Below are 18942 nucleotides of genomic sequence, written 5' to 3'. Positions count from 1 at the left end.
ACGGACTTGAAAGGAAAGCCGGGCCACTTGTAGCTGGTACCGCCGGCAACGGCGGCCATCGCGTCACGGTCCAGGGTCTTGCTCTCGGCGAGGTCTTTGATCATCAACATGGCGTAGTCTCCTGAGTGTGGCGTATCGGTTTTCAAGGGTGATGAACGATCATGCGTCCATGTCCTGAATAACGCAGCATGTGTGCCAAAATTGCCTAGTCTCGGCGAAGGCGGAAATAACTTACTGTTTAGTCATGGGAAAAATGCTTCTTCCCAGGAGGAGGCAGTCGCGCTCCCGAGCAGTGATGACGGGTTTCTGTTGCTTTCTCAATAACATGTACGGGGGAACTGTTGCGCAGGTTCCGTCTTTTTCCGTTTGCGGGCGTTGACCTGCGATCCCGGGAGCCGGTGTCGTTTTAGTCGGTTCTCCGGGTCTTGTCCGGCCAGGGTCCGCTGCCCGGTTCGAATGATCCATGTAAACTTTGTACCGGGTCCCGGCGCCGTCACGGGATCTTTGCGGCCAAAACCAACTGAACCCGCCCCGGCGAGTGTCTGATGGAAATCGATCACCTCAAACAGCTATACCGAGGTAAGGTCCGGGACCTGTTCGAGGTGGATGACGAACATATGCTGATCGTCACATCGGACCGGATCTCCGCATTCGACGTGATCCTGCCGACCCCGATCCCGGGTAAAGGTGAGGTCCTGACGGAGATCTCGAATTTCTGGTTCGCCAGGATGCGCGACCTGGTACCGAATCACCTGTGCGAAATCCCGCTCGACTCGGTAATCGGCGACCCCGAACTGCGGTGCTTCCTTGCGCCGCGAAGTGTCATCGCGCGTCGGCTGAAGTCCCTGCCCGTGGAAGCCATCGTGCGTGGCTATCTCATCGGCTCCGGCTGGAAGGACTACCAGCGCAATGGAAGCCTGTGTGGTATCCGGCTCCCCAGGGGGTTGCGACAGGCGGACAGGCTCCCTGAGCCGCTGTTTACCCCGTCGACCAAGGCGGAGGTGGGGGACCACGATGTCAATATCGATTTCGACCGGGCAGCGGCAATCGTGGGGGCGGCAACGGCCGGGCGGATTCGGGAGCTGAGCCTGGAGATCTACCGGCGGGCTGCCGACTACGCCCTGGGCCGGGGCATCATCATCGCCGACACCAAATTCGAGTTCGGCCTGGACGCCGATGGCGAGGTGGTGCTGATCGACGAGGTGCTGACCCCGGACTCCTCGCGATTCTGGCCAGCGGAGAGCTACCGTCCGGGGACCAGTCCCCCGAGCTTCGACAAGCAATTCGTCCGCGACTACCTGGAAACGCTGGACTGGGACAAGCGACCGCCCGCTCCGGCGCTGCCTGACGTCATCGTGAAGAAGACCGGAGAGAAATACCGCCAGGCGCTCACTCTGCTTACCGCCTGAGGAGACCCGGAACGATGCGCGAACAAGCCGTCGAAAAAAGGAAACGGTATTCATAGTGGTGTAATATAAGAATAGTAGAATATACTTAATATTAAACTTTACGCTCGGTGGGTGTCGGCTGGAGGCCGCCGCTCGACCAGGCAGAGGATGTAAGTATGTGTTTTGACTGTCTAACGGTTGTCGGTATAGCAAGTTCGGTGGTACTGGTCGGGTTTATCCTGTGGATGTGCCGCGGCGGCTGCGGTCAGGGCTAGGGCCGAGTCTGGCACGAGCGTTTGTTCGGAATTTCGTTAGCCGCCCCAGGTGCAGGGAAAGATGCGCTCCTCGGGCACGTATTGCCCCAGTTCCTCGAGACAGACCCGGCGCATCGCCGTCTCGGCGTCCTCGCCATAGGACACCATGCCACCGCGCTCGACCAGGGGCCCGGCGAACAGCGGTTCGTCCGGGTAGAGCGAGCGCAGGTTTCGGAAATAGGTGCGCGGCAGCCGGAAGGGGCCGAGGCTGACAGAGTGCAGGGTCCGGGCGTCGACCCGCGCGAACAGCGCCTTCAACAGGGCACGGTAACCCCCCCGGTAACCGTCGTGGAGGATCAGCGGGTCGAGTCGCAGGCCGGTTGGCCAGCCCGCGGCCTGGACGCGTGCCATGGCGTCGATGCGGGCCTCCGGCGAGGGCGTCCTGTGTTCCAGAGATGCTGCCACTTTCCCCGGCGAGAGGCTGAAGGCCACGACCACGTTCTCGAGCGGTCGGCGGCAGAGCAGGCTGCGGACCTGGGTGCTCTTGGTGCGGATCTCCAGGTGAGCCGACGGGTGCCGTTCGAGGAACGGCAGGAAATGCGCCACGAACCGGGTCACCGGCTCCCAGGCGAGGCTGTCGCAGTCGTACCCGGAAAAGAACCAGACCGGCTGGCCGCGATGGCGCGAGATCGTCGCGGACAGTTCCCGCGTGAAATCCTCGTAGTTGACGAAGACCACCTGGTGCGCCGAGCGATACATCCCCTGAAGGAAGCAGTAACGGCAGTCATAGACGCAGTTCAACATGTGCGAGAAGTAGTAACCGGGGCCTTCGCCGATGCGATAACCGTCCGGCGCTTCAAGCACGAGGCCATCGTGTTTTCTTGCCAGGATCGTCGCGGGGCGACGTTTCTGCAGGCGAAAGTTCTGCGACCGCGGGTTGAAGACCTCCGTGTACCTGTCACACGGGACAACAGTTGCGCGGGGAAAGCGTTTCAGTATCCCCAGCGCCGTGGGGTGATCGGCGACCGCATTCTCGACATAGATGTGGCGGGTCAATCTTTCTCTCCCCCGGGGTGGCACCGGGTTGTCCGCGCGCGCAACGCCTGGAGCAGCGCCTTCGCGGTGGTACGTGCCGGGAACTCCCCGGGATCCAGGGGACGGTCCGGTTGCAGCGCCCGCCACTGCCGCAGCAGCCACAGCAGCTGGTGTCGCTGCGTCACCGTGAAGCGCCATTTCGACAGGAACGCCTCGGTCTCCGGCGGCTCCGCATGAATGCGGTCGAGCTCCGAGGCGAGTTCGTGCAGTTGCTCCACGAACCGCGAGACGATGGGCATGGCATCCGATACCAGTGACTCGGCGAGCGCGGGTGTGACCCGCGACGGATCGTTGCCGGTATTGTCGGAGACGATCTTGATGCATTGCGCGAGTTCCGCACTGACGAAGCGCAGGGCGACGGGGTAGAAACCCGCGGCCTCCCTGTCGTAGATGTCCTGCGAGGAATAGCCCGTCTCCTGCCGATCCACGGTCCGCAGCGACGCGCTGGTGCAGGGGGGCTTCGTGATCTGGGGCGGATACCAGCGCCGCCCCGAGGTCGCATCCTCGATTCGATGGGCGACACGACTGGTTCCGGGCGGGAGCGATGCGTGCCCGCATACCCCGACGTTGAGCCACGTGGTGGTCCCCGGCGACGTCGCAGCGCCCCCGACCCATCCGGCCGCGGCCGCGGCCTGGACCTTGCCGACACCGCAGACCACCAGAATCGTCGCTTCTCCCTCGAACACCGGGAAGGGGAGGGTACCCTGTCTGGCCCGCAGATCGAATCGGTCGATCAGGGGGCGGGCCTCGGCATGCAGGGCGGTGACGATGTGAATCATGCGCTCGTAAAACCGCCGAATGGGGGCGCGAAGCGCGATTGCAGTCTCTCGCAGCGGGCCAGCAGATCGAGATTGCCGTGTTTTCGCGCGCCCCGGATGAGGATATCGGTTTTTTCGAGCAGGGTGTCGCGGGCCGCCGCCGCATCCGCATCACAGAGATCCCCCGTCTCGAGCAGCTTTTCGAGCGCGCGCAGGCGGAACCGGTCCATGGCCCGGTAGCGCCGGGACAACTGGTCGTCGTGACCGCCATACTTCGTGATCAGCCTGTCTTCGATATAGAGAACCGGGAAGCGGGCGCAGATCCGCAGCCATAGGTCGTAGTCCTCGCAGGCCGGGAGGTCTTCATCGAAGGTCCCTACCGTATCGAACACGCGGCGATGAATCATCGCGGCGGAGGGCGAGACCACGCAACGGGGCAGGCACTTGTCAAAGATCCGGCCACCGTGCTTGGCGTGTTTGCGCATCGGATTGACGCGCCGGCCCCGGCGAATCCACACCTCATCGGTGTGGCAGACGAGGAAATCGCTGCGGGCCGACAGGGCGTCACACTGGCGGGCCAGCTTCTCGGGACGCCAGGCGTCGTCCGAGTCGAGGAACGCGAGCCATCTGCCTCGAGCCTCACGAATCCCGCGGTTGCGCGCCGAACTGACCCCGCCGGTGGCCTGCCGCAGGTAGCGTATCCCGGGAAACCCGTTCACCAGGGTGCGGGTATCGTCCTCCGACCCGTCGTCGACGACGACGATCTCGCCGGGCGGCACCGTCTGGTCCAGAACCGATTCCAGCGCGCGTCCCAGGCAGTATGCGCGGTCGCGAGTGGGGATGACCACCGAGACGCCGGCGGGTCCGATCATCCCCGAGGCTCCACATCCCGCCGCGCGTCATTGGATCTGGCGGGCAGTATGTATAATACGCCGAGCACCTGCGCCGGTCGGCATTCCCGATCTTTCGGCAGGGACGTGATTCGAGGGAAACGCTTCGTGAGTATACTGATGGAACGCTTCGGCGTATTGCGCCTGATGCTGGCGGTACTGGTCCTTATCCTGGCGGCACTGTCGCCACTGGCGGGCGGAGAGATCGTGTACCAGGGCTGGGAGATCATCCCGACACTGATCGCGCCGGTCATCGTGCCGATCGTGTTCATGGGGGTGCTGCTCGACCTGCTGATGGCCCGCGTCTGGATGGTGGAGGCCGAACCCACCGTGCGGCGGCGTCTCAACGGCATCACGGTCCTGGATCTCATCCTCGTTGCAGTTCTGCTGCTCTCCTGGAGCGGCTATTTCCTCGAACTCGCCGACACGCATTGATTCGTGCGGCGGTGATCCCTTGTGCGGGATGGCCCCTGAACCCGGCTCCCTTTCAGGTAATGACCGTCGGTTTGTCACGCCCCGTGTAGTGACGGATGCCCCCGATCTCACCGGCTACCTCGATCAGGTCGATCAGGGCGGTCTGCGTCTCAAGGTCGTGCAGATCGGGATCGGCCTCGAAGCTCTCGATGTAGACCCTGAGCGTGGCGCCTTCGGTCCCCGTGCCGGACAGCCGGTACACGATCCGCGCCCCGTCCTCGAAGATGAGACGAATGCCCTGATGGGACGTCACGCTGCCGTCGACCGGATCGGTGTACTCGAAGTCGTCCGCCGTTTTGGCGATCCGCCCGGCGATGCGTTGTCCGCGTAAGCCGGGGAGTTTGCCCCGCAGAGCCTCTATCAGAGATTCCGCTGCATCCGCAGGCAGGCCTTCGTAGTCGTGACGCGAATAGTAGTTGCGACCGAACTGGCGCCAGTGCTTGCGTACGATGGCATCTACGGGTTCGCGCCTCGCGGCTAGCATGTTCAGCCAGAACAGCACCGCCCAGAGTCCGTCCTTTTCCCGAACGTGGTCGGACCCGGTTCCGAAGCTTTCTTCACCGCACAGGGTGATGCGCCCCTCGTCGAGCAGGTTGCCGAAGAACTTCCAGCCAGTAGGTGTCTCGTAGCACTCCACACCCAGCGCCTCGGCAACCCGGTCGGCGGCGCTGCTGGTGGGCATGGAGCGTGCGATGCCGCGAACGCCCATGCGGTAGCCCGGGAGCAGATGGGCGTTCGCGGCCATGACCGCGAGGCTGTCGCTCGGGGTGACGAAGAACCGCTTGCCGAGGATCATGTTCCGGTCGCCGTCCCCGTCGGCAGCGGCGCCGAAGTCCGGTCCATCCGACGAGTACAGGATCTCGACGAGTTCCTTGGCGTATACCAGATTGGGGTCCGGGTGCAGTCCGCCGAAGTCCTCCAGTGGTACGCCATTCATGACCGTGCCGGGTTCGGCACCGAGCATCTGTTCCAGTATCCGCGTCGCGTAGGGGCCCGTGACGGCATTCATCGCGTCAAAGCGCATCCGGAAGGGTCCCGAGTTGAACATCTGGTGAATCAGGTTGAAATCGAACAGTCCCTCCATCTGGCGCGCATAGTCGTCCACGGGGTCGATGACCTCGATGCGCGTCCCGTTCAGCTCGTGCTCGTCGTCGCTCGAGAGATCCACCTCACCGGCATCCAGCGTGCGGTAGCGGGTGATCTGCCGCGACTCGCGGTAGATGCGCTCGGTCAGCGACTCCGGCGCCGGTCCGCCGTTGGCGGCATTGAACTTGATACCGAAGTCCCCCTGCTCGCCGCCGGGGTTGTGGCTGGCCGAGAGGATGATGCCGCCGTCGGTTTGCCGTGAGCGGATCACGCAGGATGCCGCGGGTGTCGACAGCAGTCCGTCGCGGCCCACGATGACCCGCTCTGCACCGCTGGCTGCCGCCATCCTCAGGATGGTCCGGATCGCGGCGAGATTGTGGTAGCGCCCGTCGCCGCCGAGAACGAGTGTCTTGCCACCGAGGCCGCCGATGGTGTTGAAGATGGACTGAACGAAGTTTTCCAGATAGTGGGGTTGGCGGAACACGGAAACCCGTTTTCGCAGGCCAGACGTTCCTGGCTTCTGGTCCGGGAAGGGCCGGGTCTCGATGTCGATGGTATTCATCCGGAAAGTCTCCCAGTGTCGGTGAGCGAATCCCTGCGAGGTCGCGTACCGATATCGTGGGGTTTCCCGGGTGACGATGCAAGGGCGACGGACAGCAAAACGTCGCGGACAGGGGCCCCGCCCGGACCCGGGAGGCATGCGGCTATACTCTTTCAGACCTGTCGCAAGCTGCCTTCCATGAAACTGCGCACCCAGATCCTGGCCGTCCTGTTTCTCTTCGGTTTCACGCCGTTGATCCTGGCGCTCGCGCTCAATCTGCCGCTGGTGTTCGACCAGGTTCGGTTCCTGTACCAGACGGTCTATCTGCAGAGCCTGCGGGCGGATTTCCTGGATCTGGACCAGCACCTAGCCACACGCCGGGAGATGGTCCGCCTGCTGGCCAAGCTGCCGGAACCGGGGCTGTTCAGGAGCGCGGACGACGCGACCGACCGCACGTCGCTCGAGGCGGCCAGGGAACGCTATACCGAGTGGATCAACCGGCTGCTCGCCGACCAGGTCGATATCGTCCAGATCCTTTTCGTCGATGCAGACGGCAAGCCGGAATTCTGGCTGGATCGAGATCCATCGACGCACGACCTGAAACCCGTGAGCGAGCTACCGGAACCGCCCGACGCAAACTATCTCGAGAAAGGGCTCGGCTTGCGACCCGGGGGGGTCCTGCCCAGCCCCATCATGATCAACGACGAGGCCAGCGCGCACGATCCGACCCGCCTGATGACCCTGAGCATGATCAGCCCCGTGTTCCCGACACCGGAACTGAACTATGGGACCGCCCCGCTGGGCGCGGTGGTCATACAGGTCGATATCGGCGGCCTTGCGCGTATCTACCGAAATACTTACTGGGTTCGCGCCGGGGGCGAGTATCTGGGAGACAGTCTGCGCGACGGCGCGGGAAACGATGCCTTTGCGCACTTCCCGGGACTGGAAGCCATTTTCGCAAACCGGACGATGGCGTTGTGGAAGGGAGGGTCGTCGCGGCACGTCATCTGGATCCCGCTGTTCGCGACCGCCGAGGGCGAACCGCTCTGGGTCGGGCGCTCTGTCGACATTTCGCCCATCGACCGCATCGGGCGGGAGATCACCCTGCGCGTCGGCATCATCATGGGGGTGCTGGTGATTGCCATCGCGTTGATCGCCCGCGGAATAGCGGGGCGCCTGGAGCGGATGAGCGGGCAGATGATCAGAGGGCTCGAGCAGGTGCTGTCCGAAAACCGTCCGGTGACGTTCCGCTGGAAGGGCGCGCAGGAGATCCGCACGCTGGGCGACGCGCTAACCCGCCTCGCCAGCACCCATGCGGAAAACAACGAGGCACTGAAGGCGCACGCGCGCGAACTCGAGGAGAGCAATCGCTACAAGTCCGAATTCCTTGCCAACGTGAGCCACGAGCTGCGCACGCCGCTCAATTCGATCCTCCTGCTCTCGAAGTTGTTGAGCGAATCGCAGGACCCGGCGCTTTCGGAAGAGCAGGTTCGCCAGGCCCGCGTCATCCACACCGCCGGCGGCGATCTCATCGCGATGATCGACAACATCCTGGACCTCTCCCGCATCGAGGCCCGAAAGAGTGTGGTGCACCTGGCCCAGGTCCCGCTGGACGCCCTGCTGGACGCCTTGCAGAATCTTTTCGCGCCGCAATTCAGGGATAAGGGACTGGACCTGGATTTCATCCTGGAGCCAGATGCCCCTCGGGAGGTGTACAGCGATGTCGAGAAGATCAGCCAGATACTGCGCAATTTTCTCTCCAACGCCTTCAAGTTCACGCGCGAGGGAGGTGTCACGGTCAGGTTCTCGTTGAATCGCGACGACGCTTCGGGCCAGCGCCCGCTGCGAATCAGCGTCAGCGATTCAGGTATCGGCATTTCCGAGGAGAAACAGGGCATCGTATTCGAGCCTTTCGAACAGGTGGATGGCTCGATCCGTCGCCGCTACGGTGGGACCGGATTGGGGCTCGCGATCAGTCGGGAGTTTGCCAGAATGTTGAACGGTGCGATCGAACTGCAAAGCGAAGAGGGAAGGGGATCGACATTTTCGCTGGTTTTACCGCTTGCCATCGATCGTGAGCAGAACACGGATCCCGAAGTGGAATGGGTCGAGAGGGAGGCCGACACCCGTTCGCCTGAAGTCCCGGAAAGACAACGCGCAGAAAAATACGCCGACGCCGGTCTGCTGGTCATCGAACGGGACATGGACAGGCTGATGCGACTCGTGACGATACTGGAAAGGTCGGGGTTTCGTGTGACCGCGGCGGCGGACGTCGAGGAGGCCGCCGAAGCCATCGCCGGGGGCGATACCTTTTGCGCCGTGCTGGTGGATATAATGGACACAGACGAACGCGACACCGTCAAGGCCGTTCGTGTCCTGCCGGGGATGGAGGATATTCCGGTTGTCGTCTACGGTGAAACGCAGAACGCGGAAGCCCCGCAAGGCGGGGCGGGCGTGGACGCGTGGCTGTCCGACCCCTTCGATGAAAAGCTGCTTCTAAACGCGCTGGAGAAACTGGTTGGTCCAGGGGATGCCGACAACGGATAGCACCGTAAAAGACGGCCGGTATGCGGAATTCAAGCTGCTGCTGGTGGACGACAACGCGAATAACCTGTTCGCGCTCAAGTCGCTGATTGCCAAGCATGTCGATGCCGAGGTCCTCGAGGCGAGTTCCGGCAAGGAGGCGATCGAGATGGCGCTGTCGACACCGGGAATCGATCTGGTCATTCTGGACGTGCAGATGCCGGAGATGGATGGCTTCCAGACGGCGACGATGCTCAAGGTCCGCAAGAAGACCCGCGACATTCCCGTTATCTTTCTCACGGCCGCCTTCAAGACACACGAGTTCCAGCGCAAGGGTTATTCGGTCGGCGCGGTCGACTACCTGCTCAAACCGATCGACGACAATCTGCTCATCAACAAGATCAGTACCTATTTCAGGCTGATCGACAAGGAGCGGCGACTGAACCAGATCCTCGAGGAGCAGGTCGCCAGACGCACCGAGGAGCTCAACCAGGCCCGCCAGTATCTTGAGAACATCATCACCACCATGGGCGAGGCGCTGCTCGTCCTGACCCCCGACGGCGTCATCAAGTCCGTGAACCCGGCCGCCTGTCGCATGCTCGAGTACGAGGTCGATGAACTTCTTGGGATGGCCATCGGGGACGTCTTCGAGGAGGACGAGGACACCCAGGCTGGCGCCTTCATGGGGACATGGCTGGAGGCCCTGGTGCGAAGCGGCGTCCTGACCAGTATCGACGCGCGGTTCATCGCCAGTGACGGATGCAGGGTGCCGATCCAGCTCACCCGCACCGCCATGAAGGACCCCGGCGGCGCCATTACCGATATCATCTGCATCGCCAAGGACATGTCCGGGTACGTGCGAGAGAATGAGGAACTGCCCGCCGAGGCAGCCAAGCCGCGATGACCGAATCGCATTGACCGAATTGGGTAACAATCTGCCGGAGATCAAAGATGACCGAGCTACCGCCGCCGGACCCGACCGACGCCGGCGCCGCTTTGACCGCAAATGCGCTCAAGGCGATGGCCCATCCCCTGAGGTGGAGAATTTTGTGCACACTCGAGGATCAGGAGATGTCCGTCGGGGAGATCGTCGAGAAGACGGGGACCACGCAGAGCAACATCTCTCAGCACCTGGACCAGTTGAAGAACAAGCACATCCTCGAGTCGCGGAAGGAGGCCAACCGGGTCTACTACCGCATCCGGAACGAACAGCTCCTGATGCTGATCGGTAACATGCGCAACGTGCTTTGTCCCGCGAACCTGCAGGACCCGCCTCCTGAGGATTAGTCCAGCAGATCTCCAGCAATTCCCCTTGCCCGGGTTCGAACTGTGGAGATTCGGAACGAACGCATCCCAAGGGGGCTGTTGACGCCATGCACCCCGGTGCGACTCCCAACCCTCGCTGAGTTTCGCGCATGGCACTCTCGCTGATCTGGGCCGGTTTCTTCTTCGTCGCGGCAGTGGCCGCGCTCTATCAGTGGTTGTGGGTCGGTTCCGGAGACGTGTTCTCGCTGATGGTCGACGCCACTTACGAGATGGCCTCCCTGGCCGTGGAGATCTCGATCGGCCTGATCGGTGTACTCTGCCTTTGGATGGGGTTGTTCCGAATTGCGGAAAAGGCGGGACTGATTGCGGTATTCGCCCGGCTGCTCGATCCGTTCTTCCGCCGACTCATGCCCGGGGTGCCCGCGGGCCATGCCGCGCAGGGGTCGGTGACGATGAACCTGGCCGCCAACCTGCTCGGGCTCGACAATGCCGCGACTCCGATGGGCCTGAAGGCCATGCAGGACCTGCAGGAACTCAATGCGTGCAAGGAGACGGCCACCGACGCGCAGATCCTCTTCCTCGTCCTCAACACCTCGTCGGTGACCCTGCTGCCGGTGACCATCTTTCTGTATCGCGCGCAGCAGGGATCAGCGGATCCGACCGCGGTGTTCGTGCCGATCCTGCTGGCCACCTCCGCATCCACGCTTACCGGTCTGCTGTCGGTCGCCTGGTTCCAGAGGCTGCACGTGCGGGACCCCGTTGTCCTCGCCTACGCCGGCGGGTTCACGCTGATCATGGCGGGGTTGCTGACCTGGCTGGCACAACTGACCCCGGAGGAACTGTCCGCCACCTCCGGGCTGATCGGTAATCTGGTGCTGTTCTGCGTCGTCATCGCGTTCATCGGCGCCGGCGCGTGGCAGCGGGTGGGGGTCTACGATCGGTTTATCGAGGGGGCGCGACAGGGATTCGATGTTGCCGTCGGCCTGATTCCCTATCTCGTCGCCATGCTGGTCGCCATCGGCGTCTTCCGGGCAAGTGGGGCGATGGACGCAGCCATCGCCATGCTGGCGGCGGCCGTCTCGGCCTTAGGCGCGGACACGGGTTTCGTCGACGCCCTGCCGACCGCGCTGATGAAACCCCTGAGCGGCAGTGGGGCGCGGGCCATGATGCTGGAGACGATGAATGCGCACGGCGTCGATTCGTTTCCGGCGACCCTCGCGGCGATCGTACAGGGGAGCACGGAAACGACCTTCTACGTGCTGGCCGTCTATTTCGGCAGTGTCGGGATCCGCAACGTCCGGCACGCCGTGACCTGCGGCCTGCTGGCGGATGCCGCGGGCATCGCGACCGCGATCGCGGTGGGTTACTGGTTCTTCGGCTGAGCCGCGGTTCCGGGTTCTGCTGCGACTTCGCTGCGATACACGGTCTCCAGTCCCTCAATCGTGCGTTCCGCTTCTCTGACCATCATGTGCCTCAGCATCCAGACGTCCAGGCCGGGTGGCATCCAGAAGGCCGGCACGAGCTCTGAGTCGAAACGCAGGCGGGTCGTACCCGGCGACCCCGCTTCGAACCGCCATCGCGCGTGACCCTCGCTGAAGTGGCCGGTGTGCGGCACCAGGGTCGCTTCCAGCGAGTCGACGGGGCGCCCAATCATGTCCTGGGTCTGTCCGAGTGTCGCGCAGAACCACAACACGCAGAGCCGGGTCTCGGTGTAGACGCGATGGTGATGTTCGGACCAGCTCGCGACGATCCGGCTCTTACGCACCGCCGGATTGAGCCGGGCGAGATGGCCGTAGTCGGTCATTGCCGCGAAGACCGCTGCGGGCGGTGCGTCAATGCCTGCCCGAATCGAGGACAGGTAACGCCCGCCGTCACGCCAGACGCGGACCGATTCGATCTCTCCGCCCGATGCAGGGGCGGCGGCAAAGAGAACGACATATCCGAGAAGGGCCGCGACGACACGCACGGCTGGTTTCGAGGTGCCCCGCACCCCTGCGGGTGACGGCTCCACGATGGCAACCGTGCCCTGCCGAACGTGTTTCAGTCCAGTCCGCGTATCCGGTCCAGGACGTCCTGCGCATGTCCCTTGTGGGGCACGTTGAACATCGCCTCTCGCAGCTTGCCTTCCCGGTCGATGATGAACGTGGAGCGAATGATTCCCATGGCCGATTTGTCGCCCCGCTTGCTCTCCCGCCATACGCCATAGGCGTCGCAGACCTCGCCTTCGACGTCGGCCAGAAGGCGGACCGACAGCCCGTGCTTGTCCCGAAAGGTCGCGTGGCTCATGCAGTTGTCCTTGCTCACCCCGAGCACTACGGTATCCAGGGAATCGAACTCGTCCTGGAGATCGGTGAACTCCAGCGCCTCGATCGTGCAGCCCGAGGTGTCGTCCCTGGGATAGAAGAAGAGTACGACATTGTTTCTGTCCCGGTAATCGCCAAGGCTTACCTTGGTCATATCGGAGTCGGGTAACGAGAAGTCAGGTGCCTGCTGGCCAATCTCCATGGTGCACATCCTCCCTTGCGATCATTGTGGTTCAGCGCGGAATCATGCAACCGTTAACCTGCTTTGTAAACCGCTTCCCGTTACCCGATCCGGAGCCCCCGCACGCCTTCCCGGTGTCGGGTGCCACGTCTCATTCCCAGGGGGAGAAGCAGCGGGAGCAGCGCGAACAACGCCCCGCCGCCACCCGTACCGCCGACGCTATCGGAAGACTCTTCTGGTACATTTGTGACCTCGTTGCCCGTGCCACCGGTTGTGGGTTCACCGGATCCAGCCGCAGTATCACCGTTATCCGCGCTGGCGGTCAGCGTGATCGGCAAGGCCGGATTGGATGGATCGTTCGAGGGAATCACGAACTTCCCATCAAAGGTTCCGGTCTGCGTCGGGGCAAACAGGACCTCCAGGACGCAACCCTCGCCTTGTGCGAGGGCCAGCCCGCTGCAGGTATCGGAAGCGATGGAGAACGGGGCGTCAGGTCCGTCCGATTCTCCCCTCAGCCCGATTTGCAGCGGTGCCTTACCGGGATTCTCGACCCGCACGCCGAAACTCGTGGCTCTTCCCGGTACGGTTCTACCCAGGTCAAGTGCGCTGGATGAGACCAGGATTTCCGCATAGGCCGGAACGTCCTCAGCGCAGCTTCCACCACCTGCGAGTTCCCAACCCAGATCCTTGAGTACGCAAGGCGTGAGATCGAGGTTGGTGGAAGATCTCAGGTCGGCCGAGAGGCGGGGTTCCATCAAGGCGTTGGGGGCGAGTTCGGTATCCCAGTGTGAGAGGGAAGATCCCGGGCGAGGCGGATCGGGCGTATGCAGGACGACGCCGCCGCCGGCCTTCCCGGCAATCAGGTTCGAAGCGGCCGCGGCGACCGCCTCGCCGTCCCAGATCACATTTCCTGTATTGGTAGCGGAGATGGCACGCTGTTCGGCCGTCATCTGCACCCAGGTCTGCTGGTTCGACAGGTCACGAACGTAGCGGTCGAAGACCGTGGGTCGATTCCGGAAATAGCCGCCGGTGAGTTCGTTGGTGAATGTCTGGAAACCGAGCCCGTGTGCAATTTCGTGGAGGAGGACGTTGAGGAAGTCAAGACCGGTGCTCCCGGGCTGATGGTCCAGACCGTAATACCAGCTTCGTGCATTGTTCAGACACTCGGGATCATCGTCGAGTTTGCGGTTGAATACGGCGACGAGGTCTCCCTCCCCGGCACAACGGCTTCCCGGTTCCGAGCACAGATCCTTACCGGCGAGCGCATCGGCCAGCGCGGCTGGGTACCAGGTGTCGGGTTCGGGGGCACCGTAGAAATTCGAGAGCAGGATGGAGGTGGTTGCGCCGCCGAGCACGGCCATGTCTGACGTGCACTCGAGGGTGTCCGAAAACGACGCATCGACGACGATCTCGACCTCGCTCGCCAATACGTCGCCCCAGACGGTGACGGCGTGGTTCATGACATTGCGGCGCTGCTGACCCAGGGTGTTCCCCGGGTTTCCGGGCACCGGTAGTATCGGGGTGGTGTCATTGAAACCCTTGCCAGGTTCGTCGAGGTAGCGGATCGTGAAATCGGCCGCCAGCCCGCTGGTTCCGGCGAAGATCCCGGCCGCCAGGATAGCGGCATTCGCCAGCCTGCCGAGAGTCCGCGTGCGGCTCATCGGTCCTCGCCAGGGTATTCGGGGGTGTCACCCGCGCACTGCTCGGCAATCGAGCCGTCCGGGCAGGTGCTGATCCCGTGATACGGGACACTCGACGGTTCCGGGCGCACGGACACCGTACCGTCCGGCCAGGTGACCGGTTCGTGCAGCGATTCGCGATTGTTTTCAAGCGCCGGTTGATCTTCCTCGGCCGCTTCGGCGGGATTCTCCGCTTCGGGCTGTGGTGGCAGCAGTTCACCAGTCTGCGGATCGACAAAGACCCTCATGGCAGGGGTCGATCGCTCGGATTGGGGGTTCTCGATGCGCGGTTGCGCAGGCTCGGTGGATTCGGCCGGCGGATCGGTGCAGGCTGCGAGCAGCCCGCAGAGACAGATGAGCGACAGGCGGGACCGTGCCTGGAGACATCCGACTGACGGTTGGATTCGGTGGTCGGTCCTGACGATCATTGCTATCCCTCGGGTGGCAGGCGCCACGCTGAAGTGAACTACGAATGGCACCGATTTTGTCACAGGATCGGCGGAATTCCGACTTCGGGGTCAGGGGGACGAGGCGCCCGGCCGGGCGATCTCCGCTTTCCGGCGGGGAACATTCAACCGGGTGTGAGTCCTTCAGCCGGCCCGGGGGCCCTGTGGCCCCTTGTCGATGCGTCATCGTATCTCCCGGGCGGGGGGATTACCGTGAGGTGATTGGCAAACCGCGGGCGAGCCTGGGGCGTTCTCCGGAGATGTCCATCGCAACCCGCATGAACAGGGACTTGACGGGGGATAGGGCATCCGTGAGCGACAGTCCTGCGCTGCGAATCCATGTGACCGGCGGCAGGGTGCTCGCGAACAGGAGGTTGAAACCTTCCATCGCACGCATCATCAATTCATTGTCACCCCTGCGGGTCCGCTCGTAGCGACGCAATGTGGCGATGTGTCCGATATCACGGGTGGATCCGGCCAGGATCTCCGCCAGGGTGGCGGCATCCATGATCCCCAGATTCACGCCCTGGCCCGCGAGCGGATGGATGGTGTGCGCGGCATCGCCCGCCAGCGCGACGCGCGGTCTGACATAGGGCCGGGCCTGTCCCCCACGCAGCGGGAAGCCCGCTCGCCTGCCTGTGCCGAGAATCGACCCGAGGTAACCTTCGCTCGCCTCGTAAAGACGGTCGCAGAATTCCCCTTCCGACATCTCGAGCAGACGTCGCGCCTGTCCTTCGCTCGTCGTCCATACGATCGAACAATGCCGTTTGCCCAGGGGCAGCATCGCGACCGGTCCGTTCGGGAGGAAGCGCTGGTATGTGGTGCCCGAATGGGGGTGCTCGGTCTCCACCGTCGCCACGACGGCGCGTTGAAGGTAGTCGCGGGACTCGAAACCGATCCCCGCCAGTAGTCGAGTCGGGGATCGTGCCCCGTCCGCGCCGACCAGCAGTCTGGCCTCGATGCGCCTACCGTCGTCCAGTCCCACGTTGACCGCTTCGGGGGTGACCTCGAATCCCCGCAGGGAATTCGGACACAACCAGTGGACGGTATCCTGCGTCTTCAGTCGCTGTCGCAGTGCATCCTGAATCACCGGGTTCTCGATGATATGGCCGAGATGCGAGTGTCCCAGTTTCGCGGCCTCGAAGGTGATTGCGCCGCGCCCGGCGGCATCCCTGACGTGCATGCGCCGGTAGATGCAGGTCCTGCGCGCCTCGATCAGGGGCCAGACGCCCAGCGTCCTGAACACCGTCTCGGTGCCGGGGCTGATGGCGGAGACCCGAAGGTCGAATGGCGCCGCATCCCTGAACGGCGGCGGTTCGCGGTTTTCGATCACCGCCACACGGAAACCCGAGGCCGCGCAGGCGCTCGCGAATGTCGCGCCCACCATCCCGCCCCCCGACACCGCGATATCGACCTTCATTGCCCGTTTCTCAACGGAATACCGGCCGCGAGGCGCGGCAGGGGAAGCTGGATTCCCATGCCGACTCGGGCAAAGCGATGGCGAAGCGGGGGCACGGCGTCCAGGGTGACAAGGCCCAGGCTCCTTAGCGGCTTCAACAGCGACCAGGGATTGACGAACACCCGCGCCAGCGTGTCGGTGAAGCGGGTGGTGCGCGCCAGATCCGAGCGGAAACGGCGTTCGAATCGTCTGAGAAAGGCGGGATCGCCGGGGTCGCCGTCGAGGGTTACCTCGTCCACCAGCATCTCCGCGAGCAAGGCGATCTCCCGTAAGGCCAGATTGAATCCCTGCGCGCCGACCGGGTGCAGGCTGTGCGCGGCATTGCCGAGCAGGGCGATCCGTCCCTCGACCTGATGCCGGGCGCGCACCAGGCGCAGGGGGTAGGCGCTTCGCGAGCCCGCCTTCCTGAACTTGCCCAGCCGGTATCCGAAGCTGGACTGGAGCCGGTCAAGGAAGGTGTCGTCGTCCCAGGCCAGCACCTCGCCGACCCTGTCGTTGCGATGGGTCCAGACCAGTGACATTCGGTCTGCGTCCAGTGGCAGGAGCGCCATCGGCCCCGATGGGGTGAAGCGTTCGAAGGCGGTGAAATCGTGCGGGACCCCGGGTGTCACGTTGGTCACGACCGCGGTTTGTCCGTAGTCCTCGATATCGACCTCGATGCCCAGTCGTTTTCGGATCGACGACTCCGTACCGTCCGCTGCCACGACCAGACGCGCCGTCAGGTCCCGTGGTTCCTTCACGTCGTTGTCCTCGCACCGAAGTCTCGCCAGGTCGTCTGTCAGATGAAGTTCGACGACACGCCGTGGCGCCAGGAACGAGACATCGGACCGGTTCGCCAGCTCGCGATGCAGCAGCATGCCGATGTCCCGGGCCGTCGCCACGTAGCCGAGGGCCTCGACACCTTCCTCCTCGTGACGGAAACGCGTCGCGCCGAACCGGCCACGTTCGGAGACGTGAATCGTCCTGACGGGTGCGGCCGATCCGGCCAGACCGTCCCAAAGGCCGATCGCCGAGAGGATATTTCTCGAACTGAGGGAGAGGGCGATCGCGCGGTCTTCGTAGGCGGGCGTGTTTCCGGCGGTCGCGTCCGCCGCTTCGACGACGGCGATTCGCCACCTTCCGCCGGATAGCATGCACGCCAGCGAAGCCCCCACCATGCCCCCGCCAACGATGGCGATGTCGTATTCGCTCCCGGCGCTCATGGGTCCACCGCCGCGCCGGTCAGCACTGCGGTCATCCCCGGACGCGAAAAGGAAACCGGCGCCGCAGGCATCAGCCGCCGGCTCCCACCAGGGCCGATACCGCGTCCGGTTCCTTGACCAGGCCGTCGGTCAGTACCTGGTGACCCTCTCGAGTCACCAGGACATCGTCCTCGATGCGGACACCGATGTTCCACCAGCGTTTTGAGACACCCGTCGATCCCGCCGGGATGTAGATGCCCGGTTCGATGGTCAGTACCATGCCCGCCTCGAGCTGGCGCCATTGGCCGCTCAGGCGGTAGTCGCCGACATCGTGGACGTCGAGACCCAGCCAGTGACCGGTGCGGTGCATATAGAAACGACGGTAAGCCTCCTCGCGAACGAGCGTGCGCGGCTCGCCCTTCAGCAGACCCAGTTCGACCAGGCCCTTTGTCAGTATCCTGACGGCGGCTTTGTGGGGATCGTTCCAGTGATTCCCCGGCTTGACCTGCTTGATTGCCGCCAGCTGTGCCGCGAGCACGACCTCGTAGATCTCCCTCTGCGCGTCCGTGAAGCTGCCGTTGACTGGAAACGTTCGGGTGATGTCGGCGGCATAGCCCTCGTATTCGGCGCCCGCGTCGATCAGCAGGAGGTCGCCGTCGTTGAGCCGGTCGCTGTTCTCGGTATAGTGCAGGATACAGCCGTTTGCGCCGCCACCCACGATGGACGGGTAGGAATTCACCGTGCCGTGACGACCGAACTCGTAACTCAATTCGGCCTCGATCTCGAACTCGTGCCTGCCGGGGCGGCAGGACCGCATCGCGCGCTCGTGGGCCGCAACGGAGATGGCCGCCGCCTTCTTCATGGCCGCGATCTCGCTGCGTGACTTGTAGAGGCGCATGTCGTGTACGAGGTAGTCGAGCGCGACGAATTCATGCGGTGCGTGACTGCCGGCACGGACCCTGGCGCGAATCTGGTTGATCCAGTCCATCAGACGGCGATCGAAATCCCCGTACCGGCCCATGGTGTAGTAGACCCGGCGGCGGTCTTCGAGCAGTCCGGGTAGGATTTCGTCGATGTCGGAGATAGGGAAGCTGTCGTCCGCACCGTAGTCCGTCACGGCCGCGGCGGGACCCGCGCGTCGTCCGTGCCAGATCTCCTGCTCTGGGTCCTTGTCGCGACAGAACAGGATGAACTGGCCCTGGTCCCTGCCCGGCACCAGTACCGCGACCGCTTCCGGTTCCGTGAATCCGGTGAGATAGAGGAAATCACTGTCCTGACGGTAAGGGTGCTCGACGTCGCGATTCCGGATGCAGGTGGGTGCGGCGGGCAGGATCGCCACCGAACCCGGTTCCATGGCGCGCATCAGGTTCTTGCGCCTGCGTACGAATTCACCGGGGGTCATGGGCTTGGGTCCTCCT

17 protein-coding genes are annotated in these 18942 nt (G+C 63.7%); 6 read left to right on the top strand and 11 right to left on the bottom strand.

The genetic code is table 11. The annotated features are described in order from the left end of the window. Positions 1-545: 545 nt before the first annotated feature. Entirely contained in the window at positions 546-1409 is an 864-nt protein-coding gene (locus LJE91_10675) for a phosphoribosylaminoimidazolesuccinocarboxamide synthase (GenBank protein MCG6869156.1), read from the top strand. Between the two features lie 290 nt (positions 1410-1699). Here LJE91_10675 and LJE91_10670 read toward each other — a convergent pair whose 3' ends face one another. The 3 genes from LJE91_10670 to LJE91_10660 are packed head-to-tail and all read right to left on the bottom strand — an operon-like array spanning position 1700 to position 4367. Next, positions 1700-2698 (bottom strand): DNA photolyase, encoded by a 999-nt coding sequence (locus tag LJE91_10670; protein ID MCG6869155.1) that lies wholly within the window; start codon positions 2696-2698, stop codon positions 1700-1702. Then, entirely contained in the window at positions 2695-3516 is an 822-nt protein-coding gene (locus LJE91_10665) for a hypothetical protein (GenBank protein ID MCG6869154.1), read from the bottom strand. The genes LJE91_10670 and LJE91_10665 overlap by 4 nt, the downstream gene beginning before the upstream one ends. Continuing rightward, the gene (locus LJE91_10660; protein MCG6869153.1) at positions 3513-4367 is read right to left on the bottom strand and encodes a glycosyltransferase; all 855 of its coding nucleotides are present in this window, start codon (positions 4365-4367) and stop codon (positions 3513-3515) included. Before LJE91_10660 ends, LJE91_10665 begins: the two co-directional genes overlap by 4 nt. Positions 4368-4493: 126 nt before the next feature. On the opposite strand from LJE91_10660, the gene LJE91_10655 reads away from it, so the two are divergent. Next, on the top strand, positions 4494-4820 hold the full coding sequence (locus LJE91_10655) for a hypothetical protein (protein ID MCG6869152.1): 327 nt from the start codon (positions 4494-4496) through the stop codon (positions 4818-4820). Between the two features lie 52 nt (positions 4821-4872). Here the strand turns inward: LJE91_10655 and LJE91_10650 are convergent, their stop codons facing one another. Continuing rightward, positions 4873-6507, bottom strand: a complete 1635-nt coding sequence (locus tag LJE91_10650; protein MCG6869151.1) for an alpha-D-glucose phosphate-specific phosphoglucomutase — start codon at positions 6505-6507, stop codon at positions 4873-4875. Between the two features lie 177 nt (positions 6508-6684). On the opposite strand from LJE91_10650, the gene LJE91_10645 reads away from it, so the two are divergent. The 4 genes from LJE91_10645 to LJE91_10630 all read left to right on the top strand — a co-directional run bounded on the left by LJE91_10645 (position 6685) and on the right by LJE91_10630 (position 11657). Beyond that, a complete protein-coding gene (locus LJE91_10645; protein ID MCG6869150.1) occupies positions 6685-9033 on the top strand; it encodes a hypothetical protein in 2349 nt (782 codons plus the stop codon). Further along, positions 9017-9913 carry a response regulator gene (locus LJE91_10640; GenBank protein ID MCG6869149.1) on the top strand — a complete coding sequence of 299 codons (897 nt, stop codon included), beginning with the start codon at positions 9017-9019 and terminating at the stop codon, positions 9911-9913. Before LJE91_10645 ends, LJE91_10640 begins: the two co-directional genes overlap by 17 nt. Positions 9914-9960: 47 nt before the next feature. Then, positions 9961-10296 carry a metalloregulator ArsR/SmtB family transcription factor gene (locus tag LJE91_10635; GenBank protein MCG6869148.1) on the top strand — a complete coding sequence of 112 codons (336 nt, stop codon included), beginning with the start codon at positions 9961-9963 and terminating at the stop codon, positions 10294-10296. A gap of 128 nt (positions 10297-10424) precedes the next feature. Beyond that, complete coding sequence (locus tag LJE91_10630; protein ID MCG6869147.1) at positions 10425-11657, top strand: hypothetical protein; 1233 nt, start codon at positions 10425-10427, stop codon at positions 11655-11657. Here the strand turns inward: LJE91_10630 and LJE91_10625 are convergent. From LJE91_10625 to pepP, 7 genes are all read right to left on the bottom strand, one after another. Beyond that, complete coding sequence (locus LJE91_10625) at positions 11639-12286, bottom strand: SRPBCC family protein (GenBank protein ID MCG6869146.1); 648 nt, start codon at positions 12284-12286, stop codon at positions 11639-11641. The two genes, LJE91_10630 and LJE91_10625, sit on opposite strands and share 19 nt — an antisense overlap. Positions 12287-12315: 29 nt before the next feature. Further along, positions 12316-12780 (bottom strand): peroxiredoxin, encoded by a 465-nt coding sequence (locus LJE91_10620; protein MCG6869145.1) that lies wholly within the window; start codon positions 12778-12780, stop codon positions 12316-12318. Positions 12781-12860: 80 nt separating this feature from the next. Next, entirely contained in the window at positions 12861-14420 is a 1560-nt protein-coding gene (locus LJE91_10615) for a hypothetical protein (GenBank protein MCG6869144.1), read from the bottom strand. Continuing rightward, positions 14417-14866, bottom strand: coding sequence for a hypothetical protein (locus LJE91_10610; protein ID MCG6869143.1), 450 nt, complete (start codon positions 14864-14866; stop codon positions 14417-14419). Before LJE91_10610 ends, LJE91_10615 begins: the two co-directional genes overlap by 4 nt. Positions 14867-15092: 226 nt before the next feature. Further along, positions 15093-16304: a UbiH/UbiF/VisC/COQ6 family ubiquinone biosynthesis hydroxylase gene (locus LJE91_10605; protein ID MCG6869142.1), complete on the bottom strand. Its 1212-nt coding sequence runs from the start codon at positions 16302-16304 to the stop codon at positions 15093-15095. After that, the gene (gene ubiH, locus LJE91_10600) at positions 16301-17545 is read right to left on the bottom strand and encodes a 2-octaprenyl-6-methoxyphenyl hydroxylase (GenBank protein MCG6869141.1); all 1245 of its coding nucleotides are present in this window, start codon (positions 17543-17545) and stop codon (positions 16301-16303) included. The genes LJE91_10605 and ubiH overlap by 4 nt, the downstream gene beginning before the upstream one ends. A 70-nt stretch (positions 17546-17615) precedes the next feature. After that, entirely contained in the window at positions 17616-18926 is a 1311-nt protein-coding gene (pepP, locus tag LJE91_10595; GenBank protein MCG6869140.1) for a Xaa-Pro aminopeptidase, read from the bottom strand. Positions 18927-18942 lie beyond the last annotated feature (16 nt).

Source organism: Gammaproteobacteria bacterium (genome assembly GCA_022340215.1).
Lineage (GTDB): Bacteria > Pseudomonadota > Gammaproteobacteria > JAJDOJ01 > JAJDOJ01 > JAJDOJ01.
This window is presented reverse-complemented; position numbering and strand designations above follow the sequence as displayed.